Here is an 18587-nt window from a genome sequence, read left to right as displayed (position 1 = left end):
TCACACCAATCCATGGCCGAACGCACGTTCATCGCCATCAAGCCCGACGGCGTCCAGCGCGGCCTGGTGGGCGAGATCCTCGGCCGCTTTGAGCGCAAGGGCTTCAAGCTGGTGGGTCTGAAGCAGATCACCCCCAGCCGCGCCCTGGCCGAGCAGCACTACGGCGTCCACAAGGAGCGTCCCTTCTTTGCTGGTCTGGTCGACTTCATCACTTCCGGCCCTGTGGTGGCCATGGTCTGGGAAGGCGATGGCGTGATCGCCAGTGCCCGCAAGCTGATCGGTGCCACCAAGCCCCTAGAGGCCGAGCCCGGCACCATTCGTGGCGATCTGGCCGTCAACATCGGCCGCAACGTCATCCATGGTTCCGATGCTGCGGAAACCGCTGCCTTCGAGATCGGCCTCTGGTTTGAAGCCTCTGAGCTGAACGACTGGTCTCCTTCTGATCAGGAGTGGCGCGTCGAAGGCTGATCGCTCAGTTTCCGAACCGGTTCCAGCGGAATGCCCCCAACAACGCCCCTTCGGCGGCGTTGGGGGCTTTTTTCATGACGCCGCTCGCCGTGAGCTCAGCCGTGATGGCGGCAAGTAGAACGCCATTGCGGTGATGTCCACAGGCCAGCCACAGGCCAGGTAGCGGACCAGGTCCGAGCAAGGGGCCTTCATCGGGTGTGCAGGGCCGGAACCCCCACCAACGCTCCATCGGGGGCCATGTGGCCGCTGTCGGCAGCAGGCTGGCGATGCCTGCTTGCAGTTGTTTCTGGCCATCGGGCGTGAGCCCTTCGGCAAATCCGGCGTCCCGTTCGCTGGTGGCGCCCACCACGATCAATCCGTCTTCGCGTGGAACCAGATAGATGCCAGGGCCGAAGATCACCCGCTTGAGTGCCTCCCGCGGACCCTGCAGAGACAGCATTTGTCCTTTCACCGGGAACACGGGCAGTTGCTGCACCAGTTGTTGGCTCCAGGCGCCACTGCAGAGCACCGCTTGCTGGCAGCGCAGTTGCTGCTGTTCCCCTTCGGCGCTGCGCAGATGGATTCCGCAGAGCTGTCCGGCGGTATCCCGCTCCAGATCAAGCACTTCGGCCCCTTCCATGAACTGCACGCCCAGGGACACGCAGGCCCGCTCCAGAGCCCGCATCAACTGCCTGCGGTTGTCGATCTGGCCGTCCTGCTCGAACAGCAGCCCGGTGCTCCACTCCGGCCCCAAGCCTGGGATTTCCCGCTCAAGGCCGGTGCGGTCCAAGGTTTGCCCAAGGTTGGCGGTGGGGTAAGCGTCACGCTCGGTCGCTGTTCGGAACGGCACCACGATGCCGCTTGTGCGCAAACCGCAGCTCAGGCCGCTGTCAGCTTCGATCTGCGCCACCCAGCGGGGGATCAGCGCGAGGCTCGCTTGACCCAGTTCCAACAGGTTGCCGCTCAAGCCTTCGGCATGGGGCGCCAGCATCCCTGCAGCCACAAAGCCTGCCGCTTCGCTGCGGCGGCGGCTGATCACGGTCACGCTCTGCTCGCGACGGGCAAGCTGATGAGCAACGGCTAAGCCCATCAGTCCCCCGCCCAAAACACAGACGGCTGAGGCAGAGGCGGCAGTCATGCGCAAGAAAGGCCCTTGCTAGTCATGCTGTCAGGAGAGGGCTTCATCCTGATTCCATAGGATCCCGGAATCTGCTTCACATCACGGGCGCATGGCCGACGCAGCAACCCAACCGGCCTGGGAGGCCGTGATTGGTCTCGAGACCCACGTGCAGCTGGGAACGGACAGCAAAATTTTCACAGCAGCGTCCACCACCTTTGGTGATGACCCCAACACCCATATCGACCCGGTGGTTTGCGGTCTGCCCGGCACCCTGCCGGTGCTGAACCAGAAGGTGCTCGAGTACGCCGTGAAGGCCGCGATGGCGCTGAACCTCAACATTGCTGAACACAGCAAGTTCGACCGCAAGCAGTACTTCTATCCCGATCTCCCGAAGAACTATCAGATCTCCCAGTACGACCAGCCGATCGCTGAAGAGGGCTGGATCGAGGTGGAGGTCGCGGAAAAAGGCAAGGACACTTATCTAAAGACCATTGGCATCGAGCGTCTGCACATGGAAGAGGACGCCGGCAAGTTGGTGCATGCCGGTAGCGACCGCCTGGCGGGTTCCACCCATTCGCTCGTGGACTACAACCGGGCTGGTGTGGCCTTGGCGGAAATCGTCAGCAAGCCGGACCTGCGCACCGGCCGTGAAGCGGCCGAATACGCCTCGGAGATCCGCCGGATCATGCGGTATCTGGGGGTGAGTGACGGCAACATGCAGGAGGGATCCCTGCGTTGCGACGTCAACATCTCCGTGCGCCGTGGGCCGGATGCGCCCTTCGGCACCAAGGTGGAGATCAAGAACATGAACTCGTTTTCGGCCATTCAGAAGGCCTGTGAGTACGAGATCAAACGCCAGATCAAGGCGTATGAGACCGGTGAGCCGATCGTGCAGGAAACCCGGTTGTGGGATGAGGGCAAGCAGCTCACCAAGAGCATGCGCAGCAAGGAAGGTGCCAGTGATTACCGCTACTTCCCGGATCCCGACCTCGGCCCGATCGAGGTGAGCGCGGATCAGCGGGAGTCCTGGCGCGCTGAATTGCCTGAGCTGCCGGCGGTCAAGCGGCATCGGTACGCCGATGAGCTGGGTCTCTCCCAGTACGACGCACGGGTTCTCACCGATGAGCGGCCGATGGCCGACTATTTCGAGGCCGTAGTGGGTGCTGGCGCTGACGCCAAGCTTGCGGCGAACTGGATCACCGGCGATATCGCCGCCCATGTGAACAGCAATCGGCTCAGCTATGCCGAACTGCCCTTCCGGCCTGAGCAGTTGGCCGAAATGGTGCAACTAATTGGTGGCGGCAAGATCAGTGGCAAGATCGCTAAGGAGATCCTTCCGGAGCTGCTCGAGGAAGGCGGTTCACCCAAGGCAATCGTCGACGAGCGTGGCCTCGGCATGATCAGCGATCCGGCGGCGATCGAAGCCATCGTTGATGAGTTGTTGGGGGGCCACCCCGATGAGGTGGAGGCCTTCCGCGGCGGCAAGACCAAGCTGCAGGGCTTCTTCGTTGGACAGTTGATGAAGAAGACCGGTGGTAAGGCGGATCCCAAGCTCGCCAACCAGATTCTCAGCAAGAAGCTCAAGGGTTGATGAGCGGAGCGGCAGCCATTCCCGATGCCTGGAAGGAATGGCTGCTGCAGAACCGGGATCGCGGCTGTAATCCTGAAGGGTTGATGCAGCGGGCCCTCGACCAGGGGTTTGCGCGAGAGGCGATTACGGCAGTTCTCGATTCATCGTCCCTTGGGCTCACAGCCATGGATTCACCATCGCCCGATTGGCTCGCCTGGTTCGAGGCCCCCCTCACCCGGCAAGAGCACCGTCCTCGCGCCTGGAGGTTGGATACTTCATTGGCCCAGGTCTATGAGCTGCCAGGGCTGCTCAGCCACGAGGAATGCGAGCAGGTGATCGACGCCATCAACGGGTCATTGCAGCCGTCAACAGTGACCCGCGGCAGCAGCGATTACCGCACCAGCCGCACCTGCCATTTGCGTCAGAACCATCCCAAGCTGGCGGCAAGCCTCGATCAGCGCTTTGCGGTCTTGTTCGGCGTGGATCCGCGTCTCTCGGAACCGATTCAGGGGCAGCGCTACGACCCCGGCGAATACTTCAAGGAACACACGGACTGGTTTTCGCCGGGGACGGAGGAATACGCCACCCACACCGACAGCGGCGGGCAACGCACCTGGACGGTGATGGTTTACCTCAACGCTGTTGAGCGGGGTGGAGAGACGTTGTTCCGCCGCCTTGGGCGCTCGTTTACGCCGGTGCCAGGCATGGCGTTGGCCTGGAACAACCTTCAGGCCGATGGCACCCCCAATCCCTTCACGCTGCATGAGGCCTTGCCGGTTGAGGCGGGCCACAAATGGGTGATCACCAAGTGGTTCCGTGCCGACTTTGGACGGAACGGCTAACCGGGCATTACTTCTCCTGTTGCGTTGAGTAAACCCATGGCCTGTGCTTGCCAAGCGCCGGGTTGACCTCGATTGGCAAGGACGTGATCTGCTAAGACACGTTTCCGGCTTAGAGGCCATTGGGCGGCAATGCGGGCTTGAGCAGCGTCAGGGCTCAGCCCGTCCCGCGCGATCAAGCGCTCTAGCTGCTGGGATGCATCGCAGTCGACCAGCCAGATTTCGCTGCAGAGCGACTCCAGCCCCGCTTCGAACAACAGCGGAATCATCAGCACAACGGCTGGTGTCTTGGCATGGAGGCTGAGTGCTTGGTCGAAGCGCTCCCGCACGATCGGGTGAATCAGTTGCTCGAGCCACCGCCGCTCCGCGGGGTCCTGGAACACGATCCGACCCAGGGCAGCTCGGTCGACGGCTGCGCCCCCTTCAGCCTGGACTCCAGCGCCATACCGCTGCATCACGCTGGTCGTGGCCGGGCGACCGGGTGCGAGGGCCTCTCGGGCGAATTGATCCGCATCCAACACCGGCAGACCTTGCTGCGCCAACCAATGGCCCAGGCTGCTCTTGCCGCTGGCAATCCCGCCCGTGAGCCCTATGCGTCGTTGCGAGAACGGCTCGCCAGGCGCCATGGTGTCGGAGCAGGATGCACCCAGTGTGTCGCGGCGGATCAGCGGTGGTGATGGCTTCCTCTTGGCAACCGATTCCGGGTGGTGTGACGGCACCGAATGGGTTCCAGGCGGCAGGCATCGTGGCCGGCCTGAAGCCCTCGGGCAAACCTGATCTGGCGCTGGTTTTGGCCCCAGAGACGGCGGTTTGTGCGGGCACCTTCACCACCTCCTTGGTGCGGGCGGCCTGTGTTGATCTCTGCCGTGATCGCCTCTTCAGCCAAGGCGGCCAGGCCCGTGCCGTGTTGATCAACTCCGGTCAGGCCAATGCCTGCACCGGGGATCGCGGCTTGGTCGACAGCCAGCGCGCCACCCAGGTGCTTGCCGATCAGATCGGCGTCGATGCGGAGTCGGTGTTGATCTGCTCCACCGGCGTGATCGGTGTGCCGATTCCGATGCCCACCCTTCTGGCTGGGTTGGCTCCCTTGGTGGAGGCCTTGGATGACGCGGGTGGCGATGCTGCAGCCAACGCCATCCTCACTACCGATTTGGTGGACAAGCAGGTGGCGCTTGAACTGGAGCTGGAGGGGCGCCGAGTGAGAATTGGAGGGATGGCCAAAGGCTCGGGAATGATTCATCCCGACATGGCCACGATGCTCGGCTTTTTCAGTTGCGATGCCGGCGTCGATGCCGGCGTTTGGCAGGGGATGGTGCTGCGTGCGGTGCAGCGTTCCTTCAACGCCATCACCGTTGATGGAGACACCAGCACCAACGACACCGTGCTGGCCTTTGCGGCAGGCCCACCGCTGGGCCAACAACACCATGCCGTTCTGGAACAGGGCCTCACCCAGGCCATGCAACAGCTGGCCCAGGCCATTGCCCGGGATGGCGAAGGGGCGACCTGTCTGATCGAGGTGCAAGTGGAGGGTGCGGTTGACGAGGCCGCGGCGTTGAGGGTGGCTCGCACGGTCTGTGGTTCGTCCCTGGTCAAGACCGCAGTCCATGGCCGGGATCCGAACTGGGGGCGGATCGTGGCGGCTGCGGGTCGCTCTGGTGTGTCCTTCGATCCGGATGCGGTTGCTCTTTGGATTGGTCCCCATCAATTGATGGCGGCTGGTCAACCCGTGGCCTTTGATCGCGCTGCAGCCAGCAACGTTCTGCGGCAGGAGCATGTTCCGATTCGCCTCGGCCTAGGGCATGGTTCCGGCTCTGGTCATGCCTGGGGATGTGACCTGTCGGATCAGTACGTGCGCATCAACGCCGATTACACTACGTAAGCCAAGAACCCTGTGGCCGTGGCCTTTCTTAGGGATTGAGTTCTTCGGGTAACACCCCGGTAACACCCTTCAGCAACGTAACTGTTGCCTACTCCAGTCTACCGAAAGCAACAAGAACTGCAGTCAATATCGCGGAACAACGCTTACAGATAGAGAACCAATGATTCCCGTGAGATGTTCATTGGGATACAAAGGTTCTCGAGATAGCGCTTCTGTGCTGGCAATAAGTACGGCAAAGTAATACTTGCCAGGCATTATCTACTTCTAGTTAACATAATTCTTCCCAATTAAGTGCTTGGATGTGTTGGTATGGGGGCAATAGTATGTACAAGGATGTATTTAATGCACTTCAGAAATTTCTGCCGTTTTTCTAGGTGCCCTTTATTTCCTTGTGCATCCACATAACTTTTTAGCAAAATGGAGTTGATGTGGTTGCTGCGCTAAGCGGCTTCAGCACATGAAAAGACTTCTCGACATCTCTATTGCTTCTGCATCTATCGCCATTAAGCATGGAGATAAAAAAATACAAAAATTCTTTCCGAGATCACGACTAGAAATTATTATGAGTGAAATCTGCAAAAGATAGTGACAACGCTAACTAAAGCCATTGCCAACTCCTTGATTGCTGAGCAAGGCTTGAATATACATATACCAGAAAATTATACATCTATCGAAGGCGGAGCATTTCAGAATGTAGGCCTGCAAACAGTATTTATCCCCGACAGCATTGCTTCAATTGGAGCATACGCATTTGCGAGAAATTCTTTGACGAGTGTAGAAATTCCTATTGGCGTCACATCAATTGGCGTAGGCGCTTTTTATGATAATAAAATCACTAGTCTTTCGTTCGGCAGCAACCATACTCTTACGACTATTGGTGAAAACGCATTTGAAAAAAATAATATCAATAGGATACTGATACCAGAAGGTGTTAGCTCAATAGGTGATTATGCATTTCTAGGGAATTCCTCGACATACCTGAAGATACCGGACAGTGTAACTACTATCGGAAATTCATCATTCTATGGAAATAGTTTTGAATTCATTAGTGTCCCCAGTGAGCCAGCCTTTCAACTGTCTAAGCTTCCATCCGGCGTTGATATCAAAAAAAGAAACCAAGGAACAATTCTCACAAAGTCTCTTGCTCAATTACTAATCAATGAGCAAGGATTAGACGTCATTATACCTGATACTTATACAATTATTGATAACAATGCTTTCAAGGGAAAAGGAATCAAAAGTGTTGTTATCCCTGAAGGCATAACAGTCATAGGAGAATACGCTTTTTCGGAAAACTCGCTTACAAGCCTGTCTGTGCCGAAAAGCGTCAAGCATATATGTCAGAATGCTTTTTACAAAAATAGTCTTGCAAGTATAGAGCTGCCGACTGGGCTTATTAGCATTGGGAGAATGGCTTTTGATACTAATTCTCTGAAAGAAATCAGCATACCAAAATCAGTAACATATATCGGTCAATTCGCCTTTTATGGCAATAATTTTGAAAGTGTAAGCATTCCAGATAGTGTATTTGCGTTGGGCACATATGCATTTAGTCGCCCAGAAACTTTTATCGTTCCCCAGAATCCATTATTTAGTCTTGAGGTACTCTTGGAAGGCATAGAGGGTACTCAAGTTACGTATAGAACCTCACAAGACACCTCAGTTTCTTTATCTGATGATCGCACTCTCCCAGTCATACCCTCTTCTCCTGGAATAGATGAAAATGTATTAACTAAGGAGTTGGCACAAGCGTTAATTGATGAACAAGGACTGCATATCGTAATACCTGAAATTTATACTTCAATTGCCGATGAGGCTTTTTACAATAAAGGCTTGTTGAGCGTTGAAATTCCGAATTGCATAACAACAATCGGAAGACTTGCTTTTGGTAGAAATAACTTGCATACCTTAGAAATTCCGTATGGAGTGAAATCTCTGAGTGGTCATGCATTTTCTAATAATAATCTCTTACATGTTAAGATTCCTCATGGAATTAGCACTATTGGAGAACAGACACTTACCTATAATCCACTATTAAGCGTGGAAATACCAAATAGCGTGACTACTATAGATTCTGCTGCTTTTTGGGACTCCAATTTACTTAAAGTAGACATCCCAGATAGTGTGACTGCAGTTTCAGTGACTGCGTTCAACTATAACAACAACTTGCAATCTATTAGTGTTTCGGCTGAGCCATCTTTTGACCTTTCTGTACTTCCATCTGGCGTTGAGGTTGTGAAAAGAGGTACTAGTTCTATTTGCAGGCTTCATAACACCTCTGAAGGCAAGCATTTATTTTCATCCAATCAGAATGAAATAGACATATTGACAGGCAGTGGATGGGAGAACGAAGGTACTGTCTACTATGAACCTGGGGTAGCAACAGCTGATATCTTCCGTTTTTATGTATCTTCGGAAAATCGACACTTTTACACGGCTCTTACGAGCGAAAGAGATCTTATTATTAACAATCAGACACTAGCTGATGCAGGCTGGCAATACGAGGGAAAGGCTTTTACTGCTTTCAATACAATTGAATACATCGACAATGCGGTTGCTGTTGTTCGATATCTCAATAAAGGAACTGGCAGCCATCTTTATTCAACCAGTACTTACGAACAAAGCCTTTTGGATCAGGATGCAAATTGGCTAAATGAAGGTATTGCATGGTATGGCAATCCAATGACGTGAAATTATTTTAATCAACCCTGAGATAATTTCCAAAATCCTGCAAGTTATATAATCATTTGTTTAATTGAAGTCAATAAAGATGCGGGAAGTTATACCTGTGCTGCTCTAACCCATACGCCACAACTGCATCCATCTCCTTTTGAGTTGGATTGTCGCCAAGAGCAGTACGACGAATTAGATATTCACGATTGCGCTCATCATCTTCTGGAGATGGTGAATGTGACTCTTCTACTCCTTCCACAATCGCTCCTAACGGTGTTGAATCCTCGATTGGTACATCGTCATCATCAAGAGGATTCAAAGGCATTACAGACGATTCTGGCGATGCCTGAGGCAATGCATCAACGCCTACTACACCACCTGAAGCTTCTGTTCTGAATCCCTGTCACAATCCGAGTCACCGTCAGACCCATCAGTGGACAATCCCAGCTCCCCTGAAGCTCCCGTCGAGGCCAAGGCAAGTTTCTGGGTGGGGCCCCTGGTGGCTGGTTGTTGTTTCGCCCTGGGTTACGGCATCACCGAGCGGGTGCTGACGCTGCAGCCCAATGCTGAGAACCCTGTCCCTGAGGCCTTCACACCGCTCGCGTTTCCAGGGGATTCCCTGCGGGAGATTCGGGCCCGGTTCAGTGACGACGATTCATCTCTGCAAGTGGATGTCACAGCCCTAGAAGCCGCCGAGGCTGAGAGCCGACCGGCCAAGCCACCGGTCAAGGAGACGCCCAAGCCCTCGGTCTGGACAGCCCCCGCCTGGTCGGACCCTCAAACCATTGCCCCCGAGCTTGAGGAAGACAACGGACCCGCCCCCTCATCGGCCCAGGAGCCTGAACTCGAGCTCGATGACAGCAACGTCCATTCCCAAGCGCTGCTTGAGGAGTCCATCGAGGTGATGCCTGCTGTGGTTGTTCCAAACGGTGATTCACCGGTGTTGGTGGCTGAGCCGGAACCTGTTGTGCTGCCTCATGGCGCGGAAGCCTTTTTCGAAGTCATTGAGCCCGTGACCCCGCCTCAGCCCTGATCTCCGGTTGGATCTGCCACAGTTGAAGCTGTCTGCAATCGGTCCATGGGCTCGTCGGAGGCCTTGATTCGCGCCACGGTGAACCGCATTAGTGCGCGCCTTGGTCACGGCTTTGCGGACGCGGCAGCGGAGTTGGCGGTCCTGGCGCAAGACGCACCGCAACGGCTGCGCCAGGAATGGGATCTGTTTCAGGATGAGGTGCATGCCGAAGCGGAACGACTTGAACGGGGTGATCAGGCCTCGGTGAACCCAGATGGGGCGTCGGCATCGGAACCGTCGGACAACCCGCAAGAGGTCATCGATCGTCTTCGGGCCACGGTGGCTGATCTGAGCCAAGCGATCGAGGCACGCCCCTGATGCTCGGCCTGCTGCGAGCGCTCCGCATCTGGCGCGCTGTCCTGACGCTGCTGCTGCTGCTTTGGTGTGATGGCCAGTCCTGGACCTACCGCGGTGGTGTCACCGCCGAACGTCGTGCGCGCCGTCAGCAACAGCGAGCCCGTTGGCTGACGGCTGAGCTGCTGTCTCTGGGCTCCGCCTTCATCAAGCTGGGGCAACTTCTCTCCGCCCGCCCCGATATCCTCCCTGCGGGCTGGGTGGCCGAACTGGCCGCGCTTCAGGACAGCGTTCCGGCCTTCAGTTTTGATCAGGTGCAGACCGTGCTCGAGCGAGAGCTGGGGCCGCGCTGTGCCGAGGTGATCGACCTGGATCCCGAGCCCCTGGGTGCAGCCTCGCTGGCCCAGGTGCATCGCGCCAGCCTGCGCAGTGGCCGGCAGGTGGTGCTCAAGGTGCAGCGCCCTGGGCTCGATCGTCTGTTTCGCCTTGATCTGGAGGTGATGCAGCAGGTGGCAGCTGTGCTGCAACGCAATCCCAGTTGGGGGCGTGGTCGTGATTGGCCGGCGATGGCACGGGAATGTCGACGTGTGCTTCTACGTGAGCTCGATTTCCGCGTTGAGGCGCAATACGCCGCTCGTTTTCGTCAGCAATTTCTGGATGACGAACGCATCAGGATCCCTGGTGTGATCTGGGAGTTGAGCACGCGCCGTGTGCTGTGCCTCGACTACCTGCCAGGCATCAAGGTCAACGACCGTGAGGCGTTGATCGAAGCCGGCGTTGATCCGGCCGCGGTGGCTGAAGTGGGTGCAGCCAGTTATCTCAAGCAGTTGGTGCGGTTTGGTTTCTTCCACGCCGACCCCCATCCCGGCAACCTCGCCGTGGCGAGTGATGGAGCGCTCATCTACTACGACTTCGGGATGATGGGGTTGTTGTCAGACGGCTTGCGTCGACGTCTGGGAGCCATGGTGCGCGCTGCTGCTGCAAGGGATTCAGCGGCGTTGGTGGAGGAGATGCAGGCGGCCGGGGTGATCTCCGGTGGCATTGATATTGGTCCGGTTCGCCGTCTCGTGCGGTTGATGCTTCAGGAGGCCCTCACCCCACCCTTCACGGCCAACGTGATCGACAAACTCTCCGGCGATCTCTACGACCTGGTGTATGGCCAGCCCTTTCGGCTTCCGGTTGAGCTGATCTTCGTGATGCGGGCCTTGTCCACCTTCGAGGGTGTTGGCCGCAGCCTTGATCCAGCTTTTAGCTTGGTAGCGATTGCCAAGCCTTATCTCCTTCCACTCATGACCTCCAGCGGCTCCGGCAGCAACGATCTGTTCAACGAACTCGGCCGTCAGGTCGGGGCCCTTAGCAGCCGAGCTGCTGCCTTCCCGCGGCGGTTGGATGAAAGTCTGGAACGCCTGGAGCAGGGAGATCTTCAGCTTCAGGTGCGGCTGGGCGAATCTGATCGTCAGTTCCGCCGGATGGCCCTGGCCCAGCAATCGATCGGACAATCGGTGTTGCTCGGATGCCTGGCTTTAGCCATCGCGATTGTGGGTGCCAGTGCCCGCCCGCTCTGGTCACTTCTTCCGGCTGCCGCTGCCTTGCCGGTTGGCTTGGGCTGGTTCCGAATGCAGGTCAAGATCCGTCGTGATCAACGGTTGGAGCAGTTGCCCGGTTCCAACCGTTGAACGTTCGTCGGGGGCCTGTGATCAGGCCTTGCCGCGGGGGCCCTGGCCAACAGCACCGGCGTAGACGGCCTGGCTGCCCAGCTCGTCTTCTATGCGAAGCAGCTGGTTGTACTTGGCGACCCGCTCGCTTCGGCTGAGGGAGCCTGTCTTGATCTGTCCGGCGCGGGTGGCGACGGAGAGGTCGGCGATGGTGGTGTCTTCGGTTTCGCCACTGCGGTGGCTGATCACGCTGGTGTAGCCGGAGCGGCCTGCCAGGTCGATGGCCTGGAGGGTTTCGGTGAGCGAACCGATCTGGTTCACCTTGATCAGGATCGAGTTGGCCGTGGCGCTATCGATGCCCTGTTGAAGACGCTTGGTGTTGGTCACGAACAGGTCGTCACCCACCAGCTGCACCTTGCCGCCGAGGCGTTCGGTCAGCAGCTTCCAGCCATCCCAGTCGTCTTCCGCCAGTCCGTCTTCGATTGAAACGATCGGGAATTTCTCCACCAGTTGCTCGAGTTGGCCCACCATCTCGGCGCTGGTGTAGCTGCCGCCATCGAAGGCATAACGGCCGTTCTCGAAGAATTCGGTGCTGGCCACGTCCAGGGCCAGGGAGATCTGTTCGCCGGGCTTGTAGCCCGCCTTGCTGATCGCTTCCACCAGGATTTCACCGGCTTCAACATTGCCCAGATCCGGCGCGAAACCGCCTTCGTCGCCCACGGCGGTGCTCATGCCCTTGTCGCTGAGCAGTTTCTTGAGCGTGTGGAACACCTCGGTGCCCATCCGCAGTGCTTCGCGGAAGCTCGGAGCCCCGTGGGGCACCAGCATGAATTCCTGGAAGTCCAGGCTGTTGGCGGCATGGGCGCCACCGTTGATCACGTTCATCAACGGCACCGGCAGCAAGTTGGCCATCGGCCCGCCGAGGTAGCGGTAAAGGGGAATCCCCAGCCCGTTGGCAGCAGCGCGGGCGGTGGCCATGCTCACCGCCAGGATCGCGTTGGCTCCCAGGTTGGATTTGTTGTCGCTTCCGTCCAGCTCCAGCATCGCGGCGTCCACAGCCGCCTGATCCAGGGCGGAAAGGCCGCAGAGGGCCGGTGCGATCCGCTCTTCGATGTGGTTCACGGCCTGGCCCACACCCTTGCCCATGTAGCGATCGCCGCCGTCACGGAGTTCGTGGGCTTCGTGTGCACCGGTGCTGGCACCACTGGGAACGATGGCCCGTCCCATGGCACCTCCTTCGAGCAGCACCTCGGCTTCAACCGTGGGGTTGCCGCGGGAATCGAGCACCTCTCGGGACACGATGGTGTCGATGACGAGGTCGAGGGAATCGATCACGTTGTGACGGACGCTTAACCCGGGGATCTTATGGGTCGCCCCTCTCTCTCGTGTTGTGACGGGTCATACCTGGCCAGAATGACGGCAGGTTCACGCTCCACGACGCTCACCCATGCGGATGCTTCACACCATGCTCCGGGTCGCTGATCTGGAGCGGTCTCTGGGCTTCTACACCGAGGTCCTGGGCATGCAGCTTCTGCGTCGAAAGGATTACCCCAGCGGCCGCTTCACCTTGGCGTTTGTTGGCTACGGCTCGGAGAGCGACCACACGGTCCTGGAACTCACCCACAACTGGGACACCGACAGCTACACCCTGGGTGATGGCTACGGCCACATCGCGCTGGGGGTGGAGGACATCCACAGCACCTGCGCCGGCATTGCCGACAAGGGTGGTCGTGTGGTGCGGGAACCTGGTCCGATGAAGCACGGCACTACCGTCATCGCCTTTGTTGAGGATCCGGATGGCTACAAGGTGGAATTGATCGAGATGTCCTCCAAAGCCCACGCCTGAAAAACCGGATGACTTCATCGCCAGCGTTGAACGGCAGCCTCACCCATGAGCCGGATCGCTTCAGCGACGCGGCCTGGGATCTGCTGCTCAGTGGTCAGGACGTTGCCCGTCGCTGGCGCCATGAGCAGTTGGACGTGGAGCACCTAATTCAGGTGCTGTTCACCGATCCCGCCTGCCGCCACCTGGTGGAGCGCTTGCCCCTCCCCATCGATGCGCTCTTGGATCGCTTGGAGGATGTGCTGGCTGATCAGCCCTCTGGGCGAGGTGATGAGCTCTTCATCGGTGATGATCTGGAACAGCTGCTCGATTCGGCTGATGCCATCCGCCGGCGCTGGAATGGCGACGTCATCGATCTGCCGGAAGTGTTGATGGCCATTGGCGCCGATCCGCGGATCGGCGCTGATTTGTTTGCCGGCTTTGGTTTGTCGGCAGATGCCCTAGAGCAGCTGATCCAACGCGGCATGGACCCACGGGTTGCTGGGGCTTCCGTTCCACCCCAGGAGCGGTCGGTGCCGCGGTCTCAGCAGGAGGTGCAGCAGGAAGCGCCCCGTCGTGAACGGGTGGCGCGCGTTCCCTCCTCCTCCCGTGCGCAGCGCGAGTCAGAGCCTGTCGCCCCTGTCGCCCCTGTCACCCCCCAGTCGTTCGCCCCTGAGGCCCCCTCACAGGAGCCTCCCGCGGCCTTGGAGGCCTATGGGCGGGATCTCACCGAAGAGGCGGAAGCAGGCAGCCTCGATCCGGTGATCGGTCGTGATTCTGAAATTCGCAACCTGATCAAGGTGCTCTCGCGCCGGAGCAAGAACAATCCGGTGCTCATCGGTGAACCCGGTGTAGGCAAAACAGCGATTGCGGAGCTGCTGGCGCAGCGGATCGTGGCGGGTGAAGTGCCGGAGTCGCTACAGGGTCTGCGGCTGGTGGCGCTGGATCTCGGTGCTTTGATCGCCGGTGCCAAGTTCCGGGGTCAGTTTGAGGAACGCCTGCGCTCGGTGCTCGAGGAGGTGAGTGGTTCCGATTCCGGGGTGGTGTTGTTCATCGATGAGCTGCACACAGTTGTTGGCAGTGATCGCAGCAGCACAGATGCCGGCAGCCTGCTGAAACCAGCCCTGGCCCGAGGCGATCTGCGCTGCATCGGTGCCACTACGCCGGAGGATTACCGGCTCACGGTGGAAAAGGATCCGGCCCTTAACCGCCGTTTTCAGCAGGTGGTGATCCGGGAGCCGGATCTGGAGTTGAGCCTCGAAATTCTGCGTGGCTTGAAGGAGCGCTACGAGCTGCACCACGGTGTCAGCATCACCGATGAGGCCATTCAGACCGCCAACCGTCTCGCCGACCGCTACATCAGCGATCGCTGCCTGCCGGACAAAGCCATTGATCTGATCGATGAGGCGGCGGCACAACTGAAGATGGAGGTCACCTCCAAGCCGCAGGTGGTGGAGGAGGCCGAAGCGGATCTACGCCGCGTTGAACTGGCCTTGCTCGCTGCCGAGCAGGCGCCTGAAGCGGAGCGGATTCAGCTCCAGCGCAACCGGCTTGAAGTGTCCACGCGACTGGATGATCTGCGGCGGCGCTGGCAGGAGGAGCGCGGTCAGCTCGAGGAGCTCGGCCAGTTGCTCCAGCAGGACGAAGACCTGCGCCATGCCATCGCTGAGGCCGAGCGGGATGGTGACCTTGAAGAAGCGGCTCGCCTCCAGTACGACCAGCTGCATCGGGTGCAGCAGCGCCGCGATGAATTGGAGGCGTCCAAGGCGGAGGCCCAGTCCGCTGGAACGGCCCTGTTGCGCGAGCAGGTTGAGGCCGGTGACATCGCTGATCTGGTGGCCCGTTGGACCGGAATCCCCGTGCAGCGGCTGTTGGCGGGCGAGCGGCGCAAACTCCTGGATCTCGACGCCCATCTCGCTGAACGGGTCATTGGTCAGGGCGAGGCGGTGTCGGCCGTTGCTGCTGCCATCCGCCGGGCCAGGGCCGGCATGAAGGATTCCCGTCGACCGGTGGGTTCCTTCCTGTTCCTGGGGCCGACCGGCGTCGGCAAGACCGAGCTAGCGAAGGCGCTGGCGGGGTCGTTGTTTGATGAAGAGGAGGCGCTGGTTCGCCTCGACATGAGCGAGTTCATGGAGCGAAACGCTGTGGCTCGGCTGATCGGTGCTCCTCCCGGTTATGTCGGCTACGAGGAAGGGGGGCAACTCACGGAGGCCGTGCGCCGCCGGCCCTATGCGGTGCTGCTTCTCGATGAAGTGGAGAAGGCCCATCCCGATGTTTTCAACCTGCTGCTGCAGGTGCTGGATGACGGCCGGCTCACCGATTCCCAGGGCCGCACTGTTGATTTCCGCCACACCGTGGTCGTGATGACCAGCAATCTGGCGAGCCCGGCGATCCTTGAGCATGCCCGCTCGGGATCAATGGATGAGTCAGCCCTGCAACAGCAGGTGGATGCAGCGCTCTCCAGCCAGTTCCGGCCTGAATTCCTCAACCGGATTGATGAGGTGATTCGTTTCCGTCCGTTGGAAGTCTCCGATCTGGTGCGGATTGTTCAGTTGCAGCTGAAGGACCTCGCGGCTCTATTGGCCGAGCAGGGCTTGGCCCTGCTCGTGGATGACGCTGTCGCTGAGGCCATGGCCCGTCAGGGCTATGAACCGGAGTACGGGGCGCGGCCGCTGCGTCGGGTCTTGCGGCGCCAATTGGAAAATCCGCTCTCCACCCTGCTGCTTGAGGAGCGCTTTGCCGGAGCTAGTGGCGTGACGGTGCGGCTGGGGGAGGCCGGCACGGATGCCCTGGTGTTCGATCCGGTGGGGGTTTGAGGGCATCCGGTAGGGTGTCTGTTTGGCGAAGTGCCTTCAGGCACCGTTGTCAACTTCCGGTCCCATCCCCGTGACCAGCCCCATCTCTGAGGACACCACCACTTCCGACGGCTCAAAAGCCGCTGCCGATTCCACCAAATCCGGTGGTTTTTTGGCAGACACGGTTGATGAGCTGAAACTCGTGGTCTGGCCCAGCCGCCAGCAACTGTTCAGCGAATCCATCGCTGTGATCCTGATGGTCAGCCTTTCGGCCGCCACCATCGCGGCTGTCAGTCGCTTCTTTGGGTGGGCTTCGTCCCAGGTGTTCCGCTGACTCGATATCACCTTTCTCGCCGTGCCCGACGACCTGACCACACCGGACGCCCCTGAGGTGCTTGATCTGCCGGCCCCGAATGAGGGGGAAGAAGGCACCTTGCCTGCGGCGGCTGTCGCCAACACGGCCATCGCCCGTTGGTACGCCGTTCAGGTGGCTTCCAGCTGCGAGAAGAAGGTCAAGGCCACGCTCGAGCAACGGGCCGTCACCCTCGGGGTGAGCAACCGAATTCTCGAAATCGAGATTCCCCAGACCCCTGCCGTCAAGCTGAAGAAGGACGGCACCCGTCAGTCCACCGAGGAGAAGGTCTTCCCCGGTTATGTCCTGGTCCGGATGGTGCTGGATGAGGACACGATGATGGCGGTGCGGAGCACCCCGAACGTGATCAATTTCGTCGGTGCTGAAGACCGGCGCGCCACCGGTAAGGCCCGTGGTCACATCAAGCCTCGTCCCCTCAGCCGCTCTGAGGTGGATCGCATCTTCAAGCGCGCTGCCGAGAAGAAGACCGTCGTCAAGGTGGATCTCACCGAAGGGGATCAGATCCTGGTGACCGCTGGTCCGTTCAAGGACTTCCAAGGCGAGGTGATCGAGGTGTCCGGCGAGCGCAACAAGCTCAAGGCCCTGCTCTCCATCTTCGGTCGCGAGACCCCGGTGGAGCTGGAGTTTTCTCAGATCAGCAAACAGAACTGACCTGGCGGCGGCCGTCTCCCTGCGGAGGGCGGCCTTAGGAGTGGGTAACCATTCCGCCGCACCCGACCCGAGGGTCTGGTGATCCGCAGCTGTCCAAACCCCCCAGCCGATGGCCAAGAAAGTCGTAGCTGTGATCAAGCTGGCCCTAGATGCCGGCAAAGCCAACCCCGCGCCGCCGGTGGGCCCTGCCCTCGGTCAGCACGGTGTGAACATCATGATGTTCTGCAAGGAGTACAACGCTCGGACGCAGGACAAAGCCGGTTATGTGATTCCGGTGGAGATTTCGGTCTTCGAAGACCGCAGCTTCACCTTCATCACCAAGACGCCTCCGGCGTCGGTGCTGATCACCAAGGCCGCAAAGATCCAAAAGGGATCCGGTGAGTCCGCCAAGGGCAGTGTTGGATCGATCAGTCGGGCTCAGCTCGAGGAGATCGCCAAGACCAAGCTCCCCGACCTCAACTGCACCAGCGTTGAGTCCGCCATGCGGATCATCGAAGGCACCGCCCGCAACATGGGCGTTTCCATCAGCGACTGACGTCGCTGCATCGCTTCTCCAACCCATACGGGGGAGGCATCCCTGATGTCGCCTGAACCCCAACTCTGAACATGCCCAAAATCTCCAAGCGCCTGGCCAGCCTGGCCGGCAAGATTGAGGACCGTGCCTACGCACCCCTCGAGGCGATTGCCCTGGTCAAGGACAACGCCAATGCGAAATTCGACGAGACGATGGAGGCCCATGTGCGCCTCGGCATCGATCCGAAGTACACCGACCAGCAGCTGCGCACCACCGTGGCTCTGCCCAACGGCACCGGTCAGTCCGTGCGCATCGCCGTGGTGACCCGCGGTGAGAAGGTGGCTGAAGCCAAAGCCGCCGGCGCCGAACTCGCCGGTGAAGAAGACCTGGTTGAAAGCATCAGCAAGGGCGAAATGGATTTCGACCTGTTGATTGCCACCCCCGACATGATGCCCAAGGTGGCCAAGTTGGGTCGGGTTCTCGGCCCACGTGGCTTGATGCCCAACCCCAAAGCTGGCACCGTCACCACGGACCTCGAGTCCGCGATCAAGGAATCCAAGGCCGGCAAACTGGAATTCCGTGCCGACCGCACCGGCATCGTCCACGTCCGCTTCGGCAAGGCCAGCTTCAGTGCCGATGCCCTGCTGCAGAACCTCAAGACCCTGCAGGAAACCATCGACCGTAACAAGCCCAGCGGGTCCAAAGGCCGCTACTGGAAGTCCCTGTATGTGACCTCCACCATGGGTCCTTCCGTTGAAGTCGATTTCTCTGCTCTGCAGGACATCGAGCAGGGGAGCTGATCAAGCTCTCCTTTACAATTGAAGATTGGCGAAAGCCAAATCGGGCACGCGCCCGGCCAGAGACAGCAGGATGTACCTGGGTA

General features: G+C 59.1%; 18 protein-coding genes. 14 read left to right on the top strand and 4 right to left on the bottom strand.

Annotated features, from left to right (window positions below; all coding sequences use genetic code 11):
• Positions 1–12: 12 nt before the first annotated feature.
• Entirely contained in the window at positions 13–468 is a 456-nt protein-coding gene (ndk, locus tag Syncc8109_RS10590) for a nucleoside-diphosphate kinase (protein ID WP_025362563.1), read from the top strand.
• A 4-nt stretch (positions 469–472) separates the two neighbouring features.
• On the opposite strand, the gene thiO is transcribed toward ndk, so the two are convergent.
• Positions 473–1585, bottom strand: a complete 1113-nt coding sequence (thiO, locus tag Syncc8109_RS10585) for a glycine oxidase ThiO (protein WP_006850149.1) — start codon at positions 1583–1585, stop codon at positions 473–475.
• Positions 1586–1676: 91 nt separating this feature from the next.
• Between thiO and gatB the strand changes: the two genes are divergently transcribed.
• Together gatB and Syncc8109_RS10575 are read left to right on the top strand one after the other, a co-directional pair.
• The gene (gatB, locus tag Syncc8109_RS10580; RefSeq protein ID WP_006851852.1) at positions 1677–3158 is read left to right on the top strand and encodes an Asp-tRNA(Asn)/Glu-tRNA(Gln) amidotransferase subunit GatB; all 1482 of its coding nucleotides are present in this window, start codon (positions 1677–1679) and stop codon (positions 3156–3158) included.
• Positions 3158–3979: a 2OG-Fe(II) oxygenase gene (locus Syncc8109_RS10575; RefSeq protein WP_006851505.1), complete on the top strand. Its 822-nt coding sequence runs from the start codon at positions 3158–3160 to the stop codon at positions 3977–3979. Before gatB ends, Syncc8109_RS10575 begins: the two co-directional genes overlap by 1 nt.
• Here Syncc8109_RS10575 and coaE read toward each other — a convergent pair.
• Positions 3976–4602, bottom strand: a complete 627-nt coding sequence (gene coaE, locus Syncc8109_RS10570) for a dephospho-CoA kinase (protein WP_006851305.1) — start codon at positions 4600–4602, stop codon at positions 3976–3978. The genes Syncc8109_RS10575 and coaE overlap by 4 nt on opposite strands.
• 50 nt (positions 4603–4652) lie before the next feature.
• Between coaE and argJ the strand changes: the two genes are divergently transcribed.
• The gene (argJ, locus tag Syncc8109_RS10565; RefSeq protein ID WP_006849649.1) at positions 4653–5855 is read left to right on the top strand and encodes a bifunctional glutamate N-acetyltransferase/amino-acid acetyltransferase ArgJ; all 1203 of its coding nucleotides are present in this window, start codon (positions 4653–4655) and stop codon (positions 5853–5855) included.
• Between the two features lie 585 nt (positions 5856–6440).
• Positions 6441–8546, top strand: a complete 2106-nt coding sequence (locus Syncc8109_RS11960) for a leucine-rich repeat domain-containing protein (RefSeq protein WP_006850413.1) — start codon at positions 6441–6443, stop codon at positions 8544–8546.
• A gap of 70 nt (positions 8547–8616) precedes the next feature.
• Here Syncc8109_RS11960 and Syncc8109_RS12440 read toward each other — a convergent pair whose 3' ends face one another.
• Positions 8617–8883 carry a hypothetical protein gene (locus Syncc8109_RS12440; protein ID WP_156915531.1) on the bottom strand — a complete coding sequence of 89 codons (267 nt, stop codon included), beginning with the start codon at positions 8881–8883 and terminating at the stop codon, positions 8617–8619.
• Between the two features lie 78 nt (positions 8884–8961).
• Between Syncc8109_RS12440 and Syncc8109_RS10560 the strand changes: the two genes are divergently transcribed.
• Genes Syncc8109_RS10560 through Syncc8109_RS10550 form a run of 3 tightly spaced genes read left to right on the top strand, consistent with a single transcriptional unit; the run spans position 8962 to position 11570 of the window.
• Positions 8962–9561: a hypothetical protein gene (locus Syncc8109_RS10560; RefSeq protein ID WP_006850977.1), complete on the top strand. Its 600-nt coding sequence runs from the start codon at positions 8962–8964 to the stop codon at positions 9559–9561.
• Positions 9562–9606: 45 nt separating this feature from the next.
• Positions 9607–9918, top strand: coding sequence for a hypothetical protein (locus Syncc8109_RS10555; protein WP_006851917.1), 312 nt, complete (start codon positions 9607–9609; stop codon positions 9916–9918).
• Positions 9918–11570 carry an AarF/ABC1/UbiB kinase family protein gene (locus tag Syncc8109_RS10550; RefSeq protein ID WP_006850624.1) on the top strand — a complete coding sequence of 551 codons (1653 nt, stop codon included), beginning with the start codon at positions 9918–9920 and terminating at the stop codon, positions 11568–11570. Before Syncc8109_RS10555 ends, Syncc8109_RS10550 begins: the two co-directional genes overlap by 1 nt.
• A gap of 21 nt (positions 11571–11591) precedes the next feature.
• Here the strand turns inward: Syncc8109_RS10550 and eno are convergent, their stop codons facing one another.
• Positions 11592–12884, bottom strand: a complete 1293-nt coding sequence (eno, locus tag Syncc8109_RS10545) for a phosphopyruvate hydratase (protein WP_006850732.1) — start codon at positions 12882–12884, stop codon at positions 11592–11594.
• A gap of 112 nt (positions 12885–12996) precedes the next feature.
• Between eno and gloA the strand changes: the two genes are divergently transcribed.
• The 6 genes from gloA (at position 12997) to rplA (ending at position 18504) form a co-directional block, all read left to right on the top strand.
• Positions 12997–13395, top strand: a complete 399-nt coding sequence (gene gloA / locus Syncc8109_RS10540) for a lactoylglutathione lyase (protein WP_006851276.1) — start codon at positions 12997–12999, stop codon at positions 13393–13395.
• 8 nt (positions 13396–13403) lie between these two features.
• Positions 13404–16187 carry an ATP-dependent Clp protease ATP-binding subunit gene (locus tag Syncc8109_RS10535; protein ID WP_025362561.1) on the top strand — a complete coding sequence of 928 codons (2784 nt, stop codon included), beginning with the start codon at positions 13404–13406 and terminating at the stop codon, positions 16185–16187.
• Positions 16188–16257: 70 nt separating this feature from the next.
• Complete coding sequence (secE, locus tag Syncc8109_RS10530) at positions 16258–16500, top strand: preprotein translocase subunit SecE (protein ID WP_006850159.1); 243 nt, start codon at positions 16258–16260, stop codon at positions 16498–16500.
• 21 nt (positions 16501–16521) lie between these two features.
• Complete coding sequence (gene nusG, locus Syncc8109_RS10525; RefSeq protein ID WP_006850448.1) at positions 16522–17190, top strand: transcription termination/antitermination protein NusG; 669 nt, start codon at positions 16522–16524, stop codon at positions 17188–17190.
• Between the two features lie 109 nt (positions 17191–17299).
• The gene (gene rplK / locus Syncc8109_RS10520; protein ID WP_006851160.1) at positions 17300–17725 is read left to right on the top strand and encodes a 50S ribosomal protein L11; all 426 of its coding nucleotides are present in this window, start codon (positions 17300–17302) and stop codon (positions 17723–17725) included.
• Between the two features lie 71 nt (positions 17726–17796).
• Positions 17797–18504: a 50S ribosomal protein L1 gene (rplA, locus tag Syncc8109_RS10515; RefSeq protein WP_006849585.1), complete on the top strand. Its 708-nt coding sequence runs from the start codon at positions 17797–17799 to the stop codon at positions 18502–18504.
• Positions 18505–18587 lie beyond the last annotated feature (83 nt).

This window comes from Synechococcus sp. WH 8109 (assembly GCF_000161795.2).
Taxonomy (GTDB): domain Bacteria; phylum Cyanobacteriota; class Cyanobacteriia; order PCC-6307; family Cyanobiaceae; genus Parasynechococcus.
The sequence above is the reverse complement of the archived record's forward strand: the minus strand, read 5'-3'. Positions and strand labels throughout refer to the sequence as shown.